This is a genomic window from Leptospiraceae bacterium (assembly GCA_024233835.1).
GTDB lineage: Bacteria > Spirochaetota > Leptospiria > Leptospirales > Leptospiraceae > JACKPC01.
Genome location: JACKPC010000004.1, coordinates 439,166 through 456,127 on the forward strand (window position 1 = coordinate 439,166; position 16,962 = coordinate 456,127).

Below are 16,962 nucleotides of genomic sequence, written 5' to 3' on the forward strand. Positions count from 1 at the left end.
AAAATATCCTATTTCTTTTCCCAGCTATCCTTCCAAAGTTTACACTTTTCATTCAAATCAGACTTGCAATCCATTAAACGTTCATAAGCCTCTTGTTTTAAAGTCGATGAATGCAAATATTCTCTTGCTTCTTTATTTGCCGGTTCTACTAAAAGTACATTATTAAAAATAACAATAGCTTCTGTATATTTCCTATGTTTATATTTTTCGATTCCCTTACCAACATAGCTTTTCAATTTTTTCTTTTCAGTACTAATCAGGATTGAATACTGCTCTTTTGCTTTTTGATTTCCCGGATAAATTTTTAAAGCTTCCTTGTATGCCTTGATTGCCAGATAAGGCTCATTGCGAGACTGATACTGCATACCTTTTTTCCTAACATATTCACTTTTTTCAAAAACAGAACTATCTATCTTTTCCTGAATATTCTTCAAATTCGGATTCAAACTAAGAATTTTCTTATAAACAGAAATTGCATTTTGATAGTCATTCTTTTTTCGATAATCTTCAGCTCTAAGTAACATACTATTAATTTCATTAGAAGTTTGCAAATTTATTATTTTATTATAATATTCATATGCTATTGTATCGTTCGGATATAATCTTATTACATTTTCAAAAACAGCTCGTGATGAAGTATATTTTTTCTTATTATATAGATTTATAGCAAATGCTAATAATCTCTCCTTTTTTTCTCTGTCCTGAACCTCTTTAGAAATAAGAATACCGGAAGCCTCGATATATGCCTTATTTAGATAAAGAAATGGATTCTGAGGTGAAATAATAGGACCCGAACTACATGAAAGCTCCTTTCCTATGACTTTATTAGCAAATTCTCCAGCATGAATTCCTACATTTGTATAATTCGGTGCTAATGCAAAACTGGCACCCAGATCAGCAAGCCCGGGATAATATGTCATAAGAATAATCCCTTTCTTTTTACAAAACTCAGAGACTTGCTCAAAAGTATCTTTATCATAGAGTGTATCAAAGACCATATAAAAAGCATCTGCATCTTTTTCGATCTCTTTTAACTTTGACTCGACTTCCATGCGATGTTTAATCTTAATTACTTTTAGATCTAAATTCATCCAGATATCGTAATACTTACCTTCTCTTGCAAAATAAGCTCCCTTTTCATCCATATAAAAAGAATATACTTTTTTTGCAGAAGGTTTAATTCGCTTCAATACATCGAAAAAATACTGAATAGAAACATCGGATGTAAATCCACAAACATTCCCCTTATGAACTTCAAGAGAATGCGGATAGTTCTGAATTATAAACAATATAGGAATATCATTTATAAATTTTCTTGTTTCTTCTGTTGCCGTATTACCTATTGTAATTATTATACCTGCTGCATTTTTTCTCAATCGATTAAAAAAAGCTGATTTATCCTCTATAGAACTAATAAAAAATATTTCCGAAGGAGACTGTAAGGAATACTCCAGACCCGATAAGGTTTTCATATAAATCGAATGGTTCGAACTTAAGATAATAGGGATTTTTTTTGACCCTTCCGGGCTCAGAACAAAAGTTGGGATAAGAAAAAATATCGAAACTAAATATTTAAAAACCCTCTGCATCTTTTATAACCTGTAAGATAATCGCAAATAAACTTCTCTTCGCGGTTGCGGGTGATAGGGACTGACAAACCCTTCAGGGTTAGATACCATAGGTTGTAGTTCATCTATAGGTCTTGTAGCACTACCGGCCTGTCGCCCCACTCCCATATATTCTTTATTGAAAAGATTTCGAATAATCAACTTTGATATAAGCCCTTGAATACCAAATAGATTGTGATAAGCCAATGTAAGGTTGACAAGAGTATAAGAAGCGAGATAAGAATCTGGCTTTCCTTCCGTAACATAAGGATATTTTGTAAAACTATAATCGTATGGTTGAAAATAACGATTGGTGGAAGGAGCCTTTCGCTTACCCACCCAGTTCATTCGTAAATTCATACTTACTTTACCTAATAGTATATAATATATTCCTATATTAGCTTTTCTTGCTGCTATATTATCTATTTCATAACCATCATTAAGGGTTCGAATGTTATTTATTTTTCCGCTCAGGGGATCCACATCCACTTCAAATAGACCTTCTCTCTTTCTTTTTCCTGTATAAGTATAGTTAGTAAAAAAAGATAGATATCGGTAAGGCTTCCAATCTAATTCAAAAGACGTTCCATATATATGAGTATTTGCAAGGTTTTGATAATAACTGGCTTTCTGGCTTTCCGAACCTATCAGGTAAGTTCCATCATTCGGATTGGGAGCCTCATTTATTTGACCGATTAACTGGCTGAAAAAATATCCTCCTTTAAATGTTATATTTGTAAAAGGTTTATAACTCAATTCCGTTTCATAGGTTTTTATCTTTTGTGGTTTTAAAAATTCGTTTCCTCGAAATTCATCATACAACTGAAAGACTGTAGGAGCTTTAAAAGCTTCTCCATATAAAAGTTTAAAATATATGTTTTTTATAGGGTTACCAACAAGTCCTGAACGAGCTGTCCACACATAACCATAGTCGGTATCATAATCTCTCCTGATACCGATAGTAATACCATATTGATTATCATAAAATTTCTGTTCATCTTGTATATAAAAGGCAGCATTTGTAGAATAAAACATTGCAGCAACAGAAGATTTTAAGCCTCGACTATCCCAGCTTTTTTCCACGATTGTGGAACGTAAATTCTGTCTCTTTCCTAAAGAAATTCCTCCCAACTCATCCCCTGAAGCCGCACGTATCACTCTTTCCAATTGCATTCCCCAGATCAAATGGTTTGAGTTTGAAAGATCATAATTAAATTGCTCTTGATAACCCGAAAGATAGCTTTGAGCGTGATATTCTTTAACTTTATCCGGTACCGGTGGGTATTGAACTCCGTTGATTACAGGAGTTTCAACACTCTGGTAACGATAGGTATACACAAAACCGGTATCCGGATGAATATTCGTATTTCTTGTATATAATTTTATAAGAGAACTAAATTTTCTTCCGACATTAAAACCATAATCTATATGGAAAAAGTATCCGTTATGCCTTTTGGTATAAGGGATATCATCTGTATTCGTAAAATATTCATAAGAAGGAACGTAGCTACCCAGACCTTCAGTCAAATCCCAGATAGTAAAACCAAAATTAAACTCTTCCTTTTGGATAGCTCCTCTGATAAATACATTTTCTTTATCAGTTTTAAAGCCATCTTTTATTTTTTTTCTTACTCCCCCCGGATACCTATCATTCTCAACACTGGGTTCAGAACCACCAAATTTTCCATAATCATTTATCTGAACCTTATCCGGTTCATAATTATTGTTAAAATAATTCCCGGGATCCGGCCTGCCCTTACCTCCATCTCCTGGTGTTTCCATGTATCGTCCTGCTAACCTAAGATTTAAACCATTCGAAAAGCGGTAGGAAAAAAAAGATTCTATCAGTTTTGTTTGAAAAGAACCATAATCAATATGAGTTTCTGAGAATATTTTAGAAGAAGAATTTTCCTTATATATATCTTTTGAGCGTTTCGTAATAATATTAATTAAGCCGGCATAGGCATTGGCTCCGTAAAGAGCAGAACCCGGACCCAGAATAATTTCGATTCTTTTCACATCTATCAGGCTTATATCATATTGCATATGCCTCATCCAACCATTTCCGATGTCATTCTGGATGATACCATCTTCCATGATTAAAATCTGGGTCTGCCCTACATCTCCAATACCACGTAAAATTACATCAGTTGTATATTCCCCGGAATCATAAAAAGTGGAAAAGTCAAACCCATTTACATCCTGCAAAACTTCCGTCAAAGTTCTGTAGGCCCTTTCTTCTATTGTTTTGGCATCAATCACGATTACTTTTGCCGGAGACTCTTCGATAGCCTGCTGCCTTCGTGAAGCAGTAATAACCTGGTTTTCCTCAAGCAAACGATAGGCTTCTTTCTTTTCTTTATTTCTGTCTACATCAATTAGCTTTTCTTTTTTACCACTGCTTACCGGGCGGTTTAAATAATGTTCAATAATATTATAGGTAAGCTTTTCTCTTTTCGGGTTCACTTTTAAAGAAACCTCAAGTCGCTTTGCAAATTCTTCTAACCTTTCCTCTTCCTCGAACTCTTCCGGTTTCAACTCAATTCCCTCGATCAGTTCAAAATCAATTTCCTGAGAAATAGCGTCTATAATCTCCTTATTTTTTGGGTGATATATTTGTGCATATATATCCGGAGGAAAAGATTCATTTGTTTTATAGGATATATCAATTATTAGATAATTTTGATTCTCCTCAGTATCCTTGGTTTCGACTCCAAGTGCTTCGTTTCGAAACTGTATATTATAGTCTTTTAATATACCTTCCAGTTTCTGTTTTATTCTGGTTTCAAGAAGCCTGTTAGAAGCCGAATGAAAAGGTCGAAAGTGAATGAGTAAATCTTTTTTATCTGAAGCCTGCAAGAAAGAAGTGATAAATAACATAAAACTGATATACAGACATCTTTTTAGAAGAGATCTACACAAAACATGAACCTTCAATGAATAAGCTTAAATTTGTATTTAGCAGGATACGAATAAAGACTTAAATAGAAAGCATTTTTTCTTTGATAGATCAAATTTTTACGTAAAAAAGGCGAACTAAAAAAGCTCGCCAATTTTCAAAAATCATGAATTTATCTGGAAAGAATATTCGCGGTAATAGTGGCAGCCGGTGCAACTTCCCCATTGCCTGTCCAGGCAGCTATTGAACTGGAATGACCGCTAATCGGTGCGATACTGCTTCCATTTAAAATATTCAAAGCTCCAACTCCGGTATTGGTAAAGTCTCCTCCATCATCAGTATTTTTACGGACAGAATCTGCCGCAAAGGTGGTATTCTTTTCGTAAGTAGCAAAAATACCCTCCGGATCTGTCAGACCGCTGGTATTCTCCTGTCCAACCAAATCATTGACAGTTCCGTTTACAGCAAAATAAACGGGGTTTTTAATTCCGGTTATGGCCTGAATAGACTTAATCTGGGTCTGGGCATTGGTGTTTGAAGAAAGGGCAGCGCAGGACTGATAAGTTGTAAGAGCAGAACTTAAAGTCGCCTGGTTAGATGTATTGGCTAAAGAAGTACCGCAGGCTAAATTTAAGCACTGTAACATATTACTTGCACTAGAGCAAGTCGAAACAGAAGTCGCTTCCATTTTCTTTAAAAATCCATCGGTAAAAAGTTCTCCGAGACTCCAATTCTGTGCATCTGCAAAAGGAGTAGAACTCAGAGTTTCCGTACTTAAAGGAAGGATCACCTTTACGATACCTTTATTAGTTACAGAAGAACCAATTGCTTTATAAATATAGGTTCTTTTACTTGCACTTCCCCAATTGGTTGTATCGCTTGTATTGTCTTCCATAAAGGGCATCTTAATTCCGATATACTCGATAGCTCCATCAATATTCACAAGACCATTACTATCTTCTGTCATATAAGCTACTGCATTTCCCTTGTTATTCAGAGCATAGACAACATCCGGTAAATTGGCAATGTGAAGCAATGTCGTTTTTAAAGAACTTGTTATATCTTTTTTGAATTCGGCCCGAACCAGGGTGAATTCCGTTTTGCCACTCGGTACATGACGGAAAAATAATATACCATCTGTCACAGTACTCCCTGTTTTTAAGAATTCGAATTCTAATTGTTTTACATCCCCGGCTTTTAGTTCGGTGATAGTGGAAGATGTATTTTGTTTCCACCAGATTTCAAGCTTTTTACCACCACTTCCGAAATTTGTGCTATTTGAAATACGAATCACTTTTCCATTAGTCACATTATAGTTCGGATCCGTTGTATCGTTTTTTTCTGTAGTGCTAAATACAACCGTATTATTACTGCTAAGAAGCTTTGAAATTGCAGTACTATCCAAAATCTTTACAAAAACGTCTCCGATCTTCACAATATCACTTACTGCTTTAACAGAAGCCCGAACCGGTGAGTAAACTTTTTTCAATACAGTTAAAGCTTCTGTATCGGTAATGACCGTTCGTTCACTGGTGGCGGTCGTGATACTCGAACCGGTCAAAACACTGGGTATTACCACAAGAGAACCCGAACTCTGGGTTCCGGATGTTGTAGTAGAATTACCGGCAGATAGCAGGGCCAGTGCTGCCACGTTTTTATCTTTATCCTTATCCTCTTTCTTACAGAAAAGAACCAGGCTAAAAATCAATATAAACCAAAAAAACCTTTTAAAAAATTGTTTCATCTCTTTACTCCAAGTTACCTATAAAACTATAACACTTAGAATCCTTTTTTTTGTCTATCAAAATATACTCGTTTTTTTGATATTTGATTCGACAAAAAACTTTAAGATAAGATATCGTTGATTAGTATAAACTTTTATGAACCTGCTCAAACCAATAGAAATCAATCAAAGTCTGAGTTTGAAAGACTATCTTTCCATACCTTTTCTAACAGCCCCAATTCAAGAACTTATAGAAGATGCCAGACAAAAAAAAGACCCTCTCCATAATAGAACTATCTGGATGATAAGTCAATCTGACAGAGGAGAGGGAGTCTCCGAACTTTTATCCCGCAAGGTCTGCTTATTTAAAGATTTAGGCTTTCATGTGCGCTGGCTATCCATCTCAGAAGAAAATAAAGATTTCTTAGCCCTCAACAACCGACTTAGAAACCTCATCTACGGTAGAAATGAAAATACGATACAGGAAAGTGAAAGAATTTTATATGAAAGCATTAACCTAAAAATCGCAAAAGAGTTAAGTCTTCTTTTTAAGCAAAACGATATACTTATTATCCATGATACGGCTGCTATGGCTACACCACATTTCATATCAAAAAAATACCAGATTAAGTTTATCTGGCGATGTCATGCAGGAACTGATATAGAAAATGAATTCACACGAAACGCCTGGGAATTCTTAAAACCTTATTCTGAACATTATAATACAACTATCTTTTCAGCTCCTGAATACATTCCTTACTATTTTTCAGGTCGGGCTCAAATCATAAGTCCTTCAATAGACCCCTTAAGCCATAAAAACCGAGACTTAAGCATTCATAAACTTATCGGAATTCTTTGTAATGCAGGTCTAAGTGTAGCCCATAACCCTATTATCACTCCTGAATTTAACAATATCGCTTTACGCCTACAAAAAAATAGAACTTATGCACCGGCAAAATTTCCTGATGAAATAGGCCTTCTTTATAGACCTATTATAAGCCAGATTTCTCGTTGGGAAAAAATGAAAGGATTTCTTCCCCTTCTGGAAGCTTTTAAAATATTAAAACAGGAATACAGGGATAAAGCTCAAACAGAACGTCAACAAAAGCGAATAGACTTTGTTCGAATGGTGCTTGCCGGACCGGCACCGGAAGAAACACCTGATAGACCCATTTCAAGTTCATTTTTAAAGGAAGTAGAAGATAGTTATCTTACCTTACCCGAAGATATACAAAGAGATATTGCCATCATAAAACTTCCCCTGCAATCTGTAAAAGAAAATGCTTTAATGATCAATGCCTTACAGCGTTGCAGTACCCTGGTAGTGCAAAATTCACTTCAAGAAGCATTTGGATTAACCTGTACAGAAGCTATGTGGAAGTCTACTCCCGTCCTTGTCTCAAATAGCTGTGGTTTACGACAACAGGTAAGGGATAAATTAGATGGCTGGGTTCTAAACCGTGCTGACGACCCAAAAGAAATAGCAAAAGCTTTCTATCATATTTTGGACAATCCTAAAGAAAGAGAACGTCTGGCTCTTTCCGCACAAAAAAGAGTCATGGAAGAATTTTTAATCTTCACCAACCTCCGCAAATGGTTACGCACGTTCTCTTTACTATCATCCGAAACTCAAACGTAATTTAGCTTTTCCCAAAACCAAAGAAGCGCTGAATCTTCTGTTGTAAACTTTCCTGCATCTGGTTCTGCTTGTCCATCTTGGAAGCAAGGTGCTGATCCTTTTCCGATTCGGTTTTCATCTTACGGCTGATAAGAACCTCACTTAAATGCTGCATTACCTCCGGTTCTTTTTCGATGAGTGGAGCTATATCTTCCTTGGTAATCTGGTATAGATACGTGTCTGTTCCTGAAACAATACTCGCAGTTCTCGCTTCCCCGGTTAAGAGAGACATTTCTCCAAAAAAGTTTCCGGCACCGAGTCTCGCGACCTCTATAGTATTGCCTTCACCCACATCGACTATCACTCTCACCATTCCTTCTACAATCACAAACATAGAATTGCCGGCTTCTCCCTGTTGCACAATGGTTTTATTCGGTCTATAGTTAAGCTTGTGCATTCTTTCACTCAGGTATTTCTTAGATTCATCGGAGAAAGGATGGAAGATATCAATCTCTTCCAGAAGCACGATAGGTCTGGTAGCAGCTTCTTCTCCCCTGGCCTTCACTCCTTTAAACATGTGAAGTTCCTGTCTCTGAATGGCCGGCATAATCCCGGCTCGATTCAAATGTGACCAGACCCGTTTCCAGACCACTTCTTCGTGAGCATATCTTTTTCCGTAGTCGTCCAGTATAAAATACACCCCATATTTGGCTGACCATTCGGTAAAACCTTTAAAACGAGTGTAAGGAATAGCCCCTTTTGCAATCACTGTAGTGGAAAGCACGGCGTCCATTAAAATCTTTTGGACTCTTTCCGGTGTATGAGAAGGATCTACATGCACAAAAAACCATAATTCAAACTGTGTATCCGGATAATTAAAGTTCTTCACCACCGATTCAGAAGCAATAGCGTTCGGTATGCTTAAAACGTTATTATCTCGTGTTTTTATCCGGGTAGTTCTCCAGGTAATGTCAATGACCTTACCTTCATCATAACTGCCCATTTGAATCCAATCTCCGACGTTAAACGGGCTCTCCATGTTAATCGCAATTCCGGAAAAGATATTGGAAATGTTAATCTGGATAGCGAGACCTATAATCATGGCAATTACACCGGAAGTTGCCAGTAAGCTGGTAAGCTTTTGATCAAAAACATAGGCAATAATTCCAAAAAAAGCGAGGACATAGATAAGAAAGGAAATAAGCCTTCTGACCACCGTAGGAATTTTTCTACCCGTATTTTCCTGTAGTGGAGTCCAGATAAAGCGATTAATGGCCCAATTCAAAAAGATAGCCGGAACGAGCCACCAGAGAATGTCAAAAATTGTGACCATCACCTGAAGCTTGTTTATACTGGTTTTTTCTACAAATAAATCGACCAGAACCACTTCGGCACAGAGAATCAAGAAAAATGTAAAGCATACCTGTAAAAACCAGGTTACAAAACTTAAGTTTCGTAAAATAGCATTTCGTTTCGAAAGAACCGGAAAGGAAACCACGACAATAAAACTCATCCCCAGTAAATAGGGAGCCAGAAAATTCGGAATACTCGATTTCATACTGATCTGACTTTTCTTAATACGAAGAGCCGAGTTAAATTTGGAATACTCCACCTTTCCGCCCGACACATTGAGATAGCGGGGAACTCCGAGAGAGTCTTCCTCCGAAACATCCTGATAGAACCAGACCCTATCAATTTCCCAATCCGGGTTACTTAATACCTGGCTTTTTTGCAATCTATCCGTGAGATCTTCTGAATGTGCAAATCCCATTCCTAAAACATCTGTTACATAGATCAGGTTATTACGACTTAATTTACGGTGTCGAAAACTCAAACCCAGAACGTGTTGACCCATAGCATGACGACCGGGAAGAGAATCCAGTTTAAAAGTTCCCTTAACGTGATATAAACGATAAATAATTCTATCCTGTCTTTCTTCTTCGAGGGGAGCACCGAGGTTAATGGCTTCCAGGGCATTTGTAAAAATAATATCTTCCGGTTTTATATCTTCCTGGAATCGAAACCAGAGAAAGAAATCCATAAAGAAACTACCCTTACCCGGGTTTAACTCACTCAACTTGTTCATCTTAATCCCGGTATACACCACATTGGTCTTATACATATAACGGTTATCAATGTGCAGGATAAGCCCATCTTTTAAGGAGCGTTCTATATCTGAAAGCTCAAAGAGGTTACGAACCGATTTCAACTGGGTCAAAGCAGAGATTACACTTTTATTCTTATAAACACCTATGGAAACCGGTTTGGGTGCATCTCCATTGGCATCAAAGTAATTAAAGCCCGTGACTCCTTCCACAGAATTTTCAATACTGTTCATACCGGAAAGATAATCACGTATTCTCTTTCTATCTTCTTTCAGATTTTCTAATTTTCCGGAAATCCCGGCCTGCTCAATAGCGTGCATTAAAACAAGAGCTGAATCATAAGCAAAAGCAGAAAGCCAGTCCGGCTCTTTTCCATAGGCCTTTCCAAAATTATCATAGAATTCGAGAGCTTTTTCGGAAGCTGTATCGAAGATAAGAGGAGTCGTTGTGAAAATATCCGATACACTGGCAATCGTATCGGAAAACGCTGAAGAATTTCCGGGAAAAACTTCAGAAGCAAAAGAATCGGGAGTAATGATGGGGTTTTTGATTCCCTTTTCACGAAGAAGTTTTATAAAGATAACCGCTTCCTTTCCGTGCATAGCAAGAAAAATAGTGCCCTCACGTTTGAATCGGGTAAAGTCTTTCACTATCGTCTGGATTTTTTCATCCAGAGCGGGATCCTTAATTGCAAAACTCCATTTTTGTTGAAGAAATACTCCGAGTTCTCTGGAAGTTTCAGCAAAGACCTGAGAAAGATACTTTCCATAAGGTAAATCTTCTTCTATGATAAACACTTTCTTTTGTTGAAGTATCCGCCTCGAGTAATTGGCCAAAAAGCGTCCCTGTAAATTATCATTAAATACAGTTCGAAAATACCAGTCCCTTCCCTTTGTAACACTTACATTCGTAGAGGCCGGGGTAATGGCCGGAATAAAATTCTTTTCGTATACATCTCCCCCGGCTAAAGAACAGGTACTAAAGCGGTGACCGATAACAGCGAGAGCTTTCCCGTCCCTGACCAGTTGTTCGGCTACAGCACGGGCTTTATCGTCTTTATCTTCATCATTGTAGATATCGAGTTCGACCCGCATACCCTTAATCCCACCCCGTCGGTTAATATTATTAATATGCAAAAGAATGGCATCCCGCATATAGGAACCGGCACGGGTATTTTCATTTCCCATGAATGCAATATGAATTGTCCGGGAACTCTGGTTGGGTATATACAGGTATAAAAGGTATAAAATAAAGGCAGCAAAAATAACGACTGTTAAGTGCTTTTTCTTCAAGCAGGAAACCCTCCCCTGAATTAAAGTACCAAAGAAAAGGATAAGCCTTTTTAGAGAAGAAATTTTTTACATATAAGCCCTTTCAAAATAAATCCTTGTTAGATATCTTTATGATGAGGTACTGGTTTTAGGACAGGTGACTATGAAAAAAAAGCTCTCCATTCAAAATCAGATACTACTCGCAATGCTCATCGGCCCGGCTTTAGGCCTCGTTTTAAGCTATCTCGGATACTCCTCCCTCTCTAATAACTGGATAAAGCCTTTCGGAGACATTTTCATAAACCTTCTAAAACTCATCGCCATTCCCCTCGTTCTGGTTTCTGTTACCAATGCCATCGCCAGCTTTCGGGATGACCCCCAGAATCTTACCCGCAAAGGTTTAAAAACCCTCGGCATCTACATGTTCACAACCATTTCAGCCGTGAGTATAGGTCTATTAATTGCCAACGTAACCAAACCGGGCAGTAAGGTTTCACCGGAAATTAAAATTCTGCTTCGAGAGAAGTTTGAGAAAAAATACGAAGAAAAGGCCAAAACAGCCGAGGAAGTAAAAAAACAGAGTCCCATTCAACCAATTGTAGACATGTTTCCCTCCAATATCTTCAGTTCTCTAGCAGATACCAAGAACATGCTACAGGTAATCACCTTCGCCATTCTCTTAGGACTCGCCATCATGTTTACCGATCCCAAATACGCAGACCCGGTAAAAGATTTGTTTCACGGTTTAAACGAAGTTTTAATCACTATGGTAGACCTCATAATGAAACTCGCTCCTTACGGAGTATTCGCCCTGCTCTGCTCTCTTGTCACAGAAATAGGTGGAGACAACCCGATTATGGCCATCAAAATTCTCGCTGCCCTCGGATACTATTCTCTCATAGTAGTTCTGGGGCTTGGCATTATGATATTTTTATTCTATCCTCTCATGATAAAAATTGTAGCGGGCTATGATCCAAAGAAATTCTTCAAAGGCATGATACCTGCCATGACCACAGCTTTTTACACCAGTTCCAGTGCTGCCACACTATCAGTCACCATGAAGTGTGTAAAAGAAAACCTCGGAATATCCAAGAAAACTGCCGACACAGTCCTTCCCCTCGGTGCCACCATCAATATGGACGGAACCAGTCTCTACCAGGCAGTTGCCGCCCTATTTATTGCCCAGGCCTATAACCTCGATTTGAGTATTACCCAGCAACTGGGAATCCTCGCCACTGCAACCCTCGCATCTATAGGTGCCGCTGCCGTTCCCGGCGCCGGAATCGTAATGCTGGTAATAGTGTTGGAACAGGCACAGGTTCCTACAGAAGGAATTGCCCTCATTTTTGCTGTAGATAGGATCCTCGACATGTGCCGAACCATGGTAAATGTAACGGGGGATGCCAGCGTCTGCATTCTTGTTGATAAAAAATAATTCCAACCTATCCCCCATACCTTAGCAAAGATACCTTAAAAATAAAACTTCCCCCTTTCCTGCGCAATTAACCTAACCCCCGCCTTCCCCATTTCGACAGGCTCAATGACCGGGGAAGGAGCCGCTTCGCGAAGATGCTCTATTTTTTCCTCAGTAGTCGAAGTACGTTCACAGAGCCCGCCGGCTGAGCGATGACGTAAGTCTGAGCCGAAGCCAAGGTAGGGGTAAAAGGTTTTTTTTTACAAAACCGTAAAAAAAATAAAAGTTAGTATTGACATAATTTTAAATAGAGTCCTTTTATTGACAAAGTGCTCTCTAGTTTGTGTATTTCCAGATCCATACATTAGAGAATAACAATATTCTATTCTTACTAAAAAAAGGGGATTTTCATGATTAGAAAGATCAGTGTATTTCTTTCTCTATCCATTATTGGACTTGTCCTTGGCACTTCCCTGTCTGCCAAGCCAAGGGTTATAATTGGTGCAGGTTTGCAGTTCGACCCGAACTCTCTGGGTGGAACTTTCGTAAAAGATGGTCTTGATTCCGGTGTTACTAAAAAAGACGATTATGGTAACTATGCAGGTGTTCAAAAAATCTTTATTGCAGAAAACAAGTTACAGACCCTCGAAAACCTAACCGGAGGAATGTTCAACTATAAAACAAACGGACCGATGACAGCTGGAAGCTTAACACTCGGTTTTGAAAATGATTTATACGATGAAGGTAAAAATGGCGGTTTCTTTTACAGGGTAGGACTGAACTTATCGACCGTAGTAAGTGGCGGACACAAGACAGCTACTTTCATGGGATATAAGTGGTATGACGCTCGCTGGTTCTACAAATCTATGGTGATTCCGGCCTTCTTAGGTATTAAATTAGATGCCGGTCCAGGAAGTTTCTACATGGCTCCCGGTGTTCATTGGTACAAAGCTGAATGGCAGGTAAAAGGAACTATCGACGGTTATGGCATTGAACAGGCTACCGGCGGTATGTCCAAAAAACTTCCTGTAGTAGGAGATGCAATGAATCCTTCTGCTTACAATGAAGACGCTAAATTTGATGGAAGTGGAATGGGCTTTAGCTGGTTAATCGGGGTTCAAACCAAGATTACTGACAGTGGTTATGCGTTCTTTGAACTGGAAACCCACTCTTCTTACACCATTGGAAATGCAGGAACCAAGTCTGCCGGTGGTATGGCCGGACTTAGCCCAATGCCTGCTTATCCCGTAACTGTAGGTGGAACTGTTTACCGTTTCGGTTACAAACACGAGCTTTAATCTGGAGGAATCTAATTTATGAAAAGAATAAAACAATTATTATTAATTTCGATCCTGGGAATTTCCTTAAGCCTCGGGACTGTAGGTTGTAAAAAAGAACAGTGGGGAGGCGACGCCATGACCGGTGCCCTCATGGCATCTATGGTAAAAGGTCTCGCTACCGGAAACTGCTTAATCAGCATTAACGCCGCCGGCCTCTGGAATGGAACAGTTGTTCAAAAGGCTATTGCTTCCGGTGCTTCCGGTACTACAGATAGTGCTAATACATTTGATAAAGTTGACTATCAGAATGCCACCGGCAAAACCCTGACTGACACAGAATGGGGACTTGTTTCCTACAATGAGAAATACGATGCTTTCATGAATCCGGTAGATGCTTCAAAATTCACTGTGGAAACTAGAAATAAAATTTTAAAATACGGTCATGGTGCTACTTTGGCTGGTGTTTATCTAAGTGGACCTGCAACGGTTTGTAAAGCAGATGCTACTACAGCAGGAGCCACCTTAAAAGCCGCTGCTGATGCGGTTCTGGCAAAATTAACAGATGCTGAAAAAACAGATTTAGATGATTTCTTTAAAACAACAACAACATTTGCATCTACCGGTACAGCAGGCGTGGGAGCAGCTTTATCCGCTGTAGTAGCAGGTGCTTGCTCTGCCACTCTCTCCAGTCTTCTAAGTGGTGGTCTTACAGCTCTGCATATAAATTACACACAATATTTATCCTCCAGTGCCGCTGCTGTAAGGTTTTCAAAAGGTTCCGGGATTGCAGCCTGTGCACAAATTCCTAAAGCCAGTTGTAGCTTTGGAGGTTTAACTACAGCCAATCGATTAGCAGATGTAAAAAATGCTATCGCGGTTACCCAAACCTTAAAAGCAAATAAGGACTGTCCGGCTTATAATGGAAACCTTTACAAAGGAGTTCTCTCTAACCTGATTAAAGGTCTACCTACCGATGCTACAACTGAGAATGCGGAATTAGCAAAATCCGGTTTAGGACTTGCTATGAACGGTGCCGGAAATACAGGAGAACTCGCAGGATTTTCAAAATCAACCGATCTGTATAGTATGTCTGGTACTCTACAAACAGTAACAACGACAACAAATAGTGTATTGGCATCATCAGCCTATCCAAAATTTGGCTCTCTTGTAAGTATGGGCTTTGGTTCTCTTCATCCGATGAAAGAAGGAAATACAGCTTACAATACAGATTCCGCCAGTACAAGCGCACTTCTGGCAACCGGTGGTTCTAATATCGCGGTAACTTCTGTAGACTCCTGTGTAGCTCTCGGATTATCAGAAGGACCCTATCCAAACGCAAAACAGGGAAGTAGAAAGCCCCTTGCAGAACCCAGAGAAATTGCTTACCAATTTAGCACAAACGGTCAAGCTTCTACTGCTTATGCAAAAATCGCTTCTAGTTCAGCAGTATTTCTTACAACTGTAACCACTTCCACTGCAGGAACTGATGTAACTTCATCGGAAGTACTCATTAATGGAATGTCGGTTAAAGTAAACTTTACAACTCCCGCAGCAGATGGAAGCATGAATTCTAAATCAATTGTTGTTGATGGACAAACAGCAGTAGCAGGAAAGATAACTTTAAATACTTCATCGGGAGAAAAACTAACTTTCACCGTTGATCCTATTACTTATTCAACAGCTACTACAAGCTATCAGGTTGTCGTTAGAGTATCAGCAGATACTTCAACCACATTTCTTGCAGCAGATGGAACAGCTTTTCCTGGAAAAATAACTGGTGGATACCCAATGATACCCAGTGGTAGTGATATGATTGCCTGTAACAGCTCATTCAGAGAAAAAAGTCCGGTTTCAGCAGCTTTAGCCAACGCACAGTACAACGGAGACCAAAAGCTTCCTGTTGACATCTCAAGCACAGGTGCAGATAGCGGCAAATCCAGCCTTCTTTCCCTCTGTGTATACGGAAACGATACTACAGCTAACACCACCCTTGGAACTGTATTATCTACAGCTCTGGGAGGCTATGTTAGCACCGGTACATCTCCCGATCCAGTTCAAGCTTGTTCAGAACTGGCAAAAGCAGCGGCTTCCAGTTTTGCTGAGGTAACCAAGTAAAAAAAAACAGTATCTAGAATTTTTTCCTTTACCACTGCCGGGTGCAGTGGTAAGGTAGAAAACAATTTACGTTCTCATTTCTGAGATTCTCCTATTATCTCCACAGCCGGGCTTCTCCTCCCGGTTTTTTTTTGTCCTTCGGCTACGCTCACCCTTCGGCTCACTGCGTTCGCTCAGGGGTCGCTGCTATCACATACGCCGGCTGAGAGAGTGTAACGAGCCGAAGCCAAGCACCGGCTGGATGAAGCCTAATAAAAAACTTGCATTTTTTTGATTTTATCCGGAATATTGATATATGATTTCCTGGGAAAGTATATTAAACCTATCAAAGCAGATTGAAGAACTGTTCTTTCCTGAAAAAATTATTTTATTTGGTTCCTATGCCTATGGAGTTCCAACAGAACATTCAGATGTTGATATTCTTGTAATCTTACCTTTTAAAGGCAAAAACTTTCGAAAGTCTTTAGAGATTTATCAAAAAGTAGATGTCGATTTCTCTGTAGATATAATTGCTCGAAACCCGGAAGACACAGCAATGAGATATAAATATGGTGATCCCTTGATTCATCAGGCACTTGATAATGGTAAGGTTCTATATGAACGTCATAGTTAAGGTCGAGCATACTCATAATTTAGTAAGCTTGCAAAACACTTTATTATCCTTAAATCCTGCTTTTATTTTTGAGATAAATCATTTAAAATTTCTTTCAAGAGCAGCAGTAGACTTTAGATATCCGGGAGAAAATGCAGATCAAGAAGAAGCCGATGAAGCTTTAATGTATTGCATGAGTCTAAGAGAGAAATTAAAAGCTTCATTAGGAAATGAATACTTTATATTCAAATAAATACTTGCTAATGAACTCATCCGCTTGCTGTCCTTCGGCTGGGGTCAGGGGTCGCTATGCGATAGCTCGTACCGAAGCACGCCAT

The 16,962-nt window shown here is 38.8% G+C and carries 10 protein-coding genes; 6 read left to right on the forward strand and 4 right to left on the reverse strand.

Annotation, left to right across the window (positions count from 1 at the left end):
• Positions 1-8: 8 nt before the first annotated feature.
• From H7A25_19945 to H7A25_19955, 3 genes are all read right to left on the reverse strand, one after another.
• The gene (locus tag H7A25_19945) at positions 9-1,472 is read right to left on the reverse strand and encodes a tetratricopeptide repeat protein (protein MCP5502181.1); all 1,464 of its coding nucleotides are present in this window, start codon (positions 1,470-1,472) and stop codon (positions 9-11) included.
• A gap of 120 nt (positions 1,473-1,592) precedes the next feature.
• Entirely contained in the window at positions 1,593-4,487 is a 2,895-nt protein-coding gene (locus H7A25_19950; GenBank protein ID MCP5502182.1) for a TonB-dependent receptor plug domain-containing protein, read from the reverse strand.
• Between the two features lie 191 nt (positions 4,488-4,678).
• Complete coding sequence (locus tag H7A25_19955) at positions 4,679-6,250, reverse strand: hypothetical protein (GenBank protein MCP5502183.1); 1,572 nt, start codon at positions 6,248-6,250, stop codon at positions 4,679-4,681.
• A 136-nt stretch (positions 6,251-6,386) separates the two neighbouring features.
• Between H7A25_19955 and H7A25_19960 the strand changes: the two genes are divergently transcribed.
• The gene (locus tag H7A25_19960) at positions 6,387-7,868 is read left to right on the forward strand and encodes a glycosyltransferase (protein ID MCP5502184.1); all 1,482 of its coding nucleotides are present in this window, start codon (positions 6,387-6,389) and stop codon (positions 7,866-7,868) included.
• A gap of 1 nt (position 7,869) precedes the next feature.
• Here the strand turns inward: H7A25_19960 and H7A25_19965 are convergent, their stop codons facing one another.
• Positions 7,870-11,244 carry a mechanosensitive ion channel gene (locus tag H7A25_19965; protein MCP5502185.1) on the reverse strand — a complete coding sequence of 1,125 codons (3,375 nt, stop codon included), beginning with the start codon at positions 11,242-11,244 and terminating at the stop codon, positions 7,870-7,872.
• Positions 11,245-11,428: 184 nt separating this feature from the next.
• Between H7A25_19965 and H7A25_19970 the strand changes: the two genes are divergently transcribed.
• The 5 genes from H7A25_19970 (at position 11,429) to H7A25_19990 (ending at position 16,877) form a co-directional block, all read left to right on the forward strand.
• Entirely contained in the window at positions 11,429-12,658 is a 1,230-nt protein-coding gene (locus tag H7A25_19970; GenBank protein ID MCP5502186.1) for a dicarboxylate/amino acid:cation symporter, read from the forward strand.
• 389 nt (positions 12,659-13,047) lie between these two features.
• Positions 13,048-13,935, forward strand: a complete 888-nt coding sequence (locus H7A25_19975; GenBank protein MCP5502187.1) for a porin OmpL1 — start codon at positions 13,048-13,050, stop codon at positions 13,933-13,935.
• Between the two features lie 18 nt (positions 13,936-13,953).
• A complete protein-coding gene (locus H7A25_19980; GenBank protein MCP5502188.1) occupies positions 13,954-16,032 on the forward strand; it encodes a hypothetical protein in 2,079 nt (692 codons plus the stop codon).
• Between the two features lie 295 nt (positions 16,033-16,327).
• Positions 16,328-16,645, forward strand: a complete 318-nt coding sequence (locus tag H7A25_19985) for a nucleotidyltransferase domain-containing protein (GenBank protein ID MCP5502189.1) — start codon at positions 16,328-16,330, stop codon at positions 16,643-16,645.
• Positions 16,629-16,877: a HEPN domain-containing protein gene (locus H7A25_19990; GenBank protein ID MCP5502190.1), complete on the forward strand. Its 249-nt coding sequence runs from the start codon at positions 16,629-16,631 to the stop codon at positions 16,875-16,877. The genes H7A25_19985 and H7A25_19990 overlap by 17 nt, the downstream gene beginning before the upstream one ends.
• The last annotated feature ends 85 nt before the right edge of the window (positions 16,878-16,962 follow it).

Bases quoted from the DNA above. Each gene is read 5' to 3' on its own strand.
- H7A25_19970 (MCP5502186.1), top strand. From the start codon at position 11,429: ATGCTCATCGGCCCGGCTTTAGGCCTCGTTTTAAGCTATCTCGGATAC.
- H7A25_19950 (MCP5502182.1), bottom strand. From the start codon at position 4,487: ATGTTATTTATCACTTCTTTCTTGCAGGCTTCAGATAAAAAAGATTTA.
- H7A25_19980 (MCP5502188.1), top strand. From the start codon at position 13,954: ATGAAAAGAATAAAACAATTATTATTAATTTCGATCCTGGGAATTTCC.
- H7A25_19945 (MCP5502181.1), bottom strand. From the start codon at position 1,472: ATGAAAACCTTATCGGGTCTGGAGTATTCCTTACAGTCTCCTTCGGAA.
- H7A25_19955 (MCP5502183.1), bottom strand. From the start codon at position 6,250: ATGAAACAATTTTTTAAAAGGTTTTTTTGGTTTATATTGATTTTTAGC.
- H7A25_19960 (MCP5502184.1), top strand. From the start codon at position 6,387: ATGAACCTGCTCAAACCAATAGAAATCAATCAAAGTCTGAGTTTGAAA.
- H7A25_19975 (MCP5502187.1), top strand. From the start codon at position 13,048: ATGATTAGAAAGATCAGTGTATTTCTTTCTCTATCCATTATTGGACTT.
- H7A25_19985 (MCP5502189.1), top strand. From the start codon at position 16,328: ATGATTTCCTGGGAAAGTATATTAAACCTATCAAAGCAGATTGAAGAA.
- H7A25_19990 (MCP5502190.1), top strand. From the start codon at position 16,629: ATGAACGTCATAGTTAAGGTCGAGCATACTCATAATTTAGTAAGCTTG.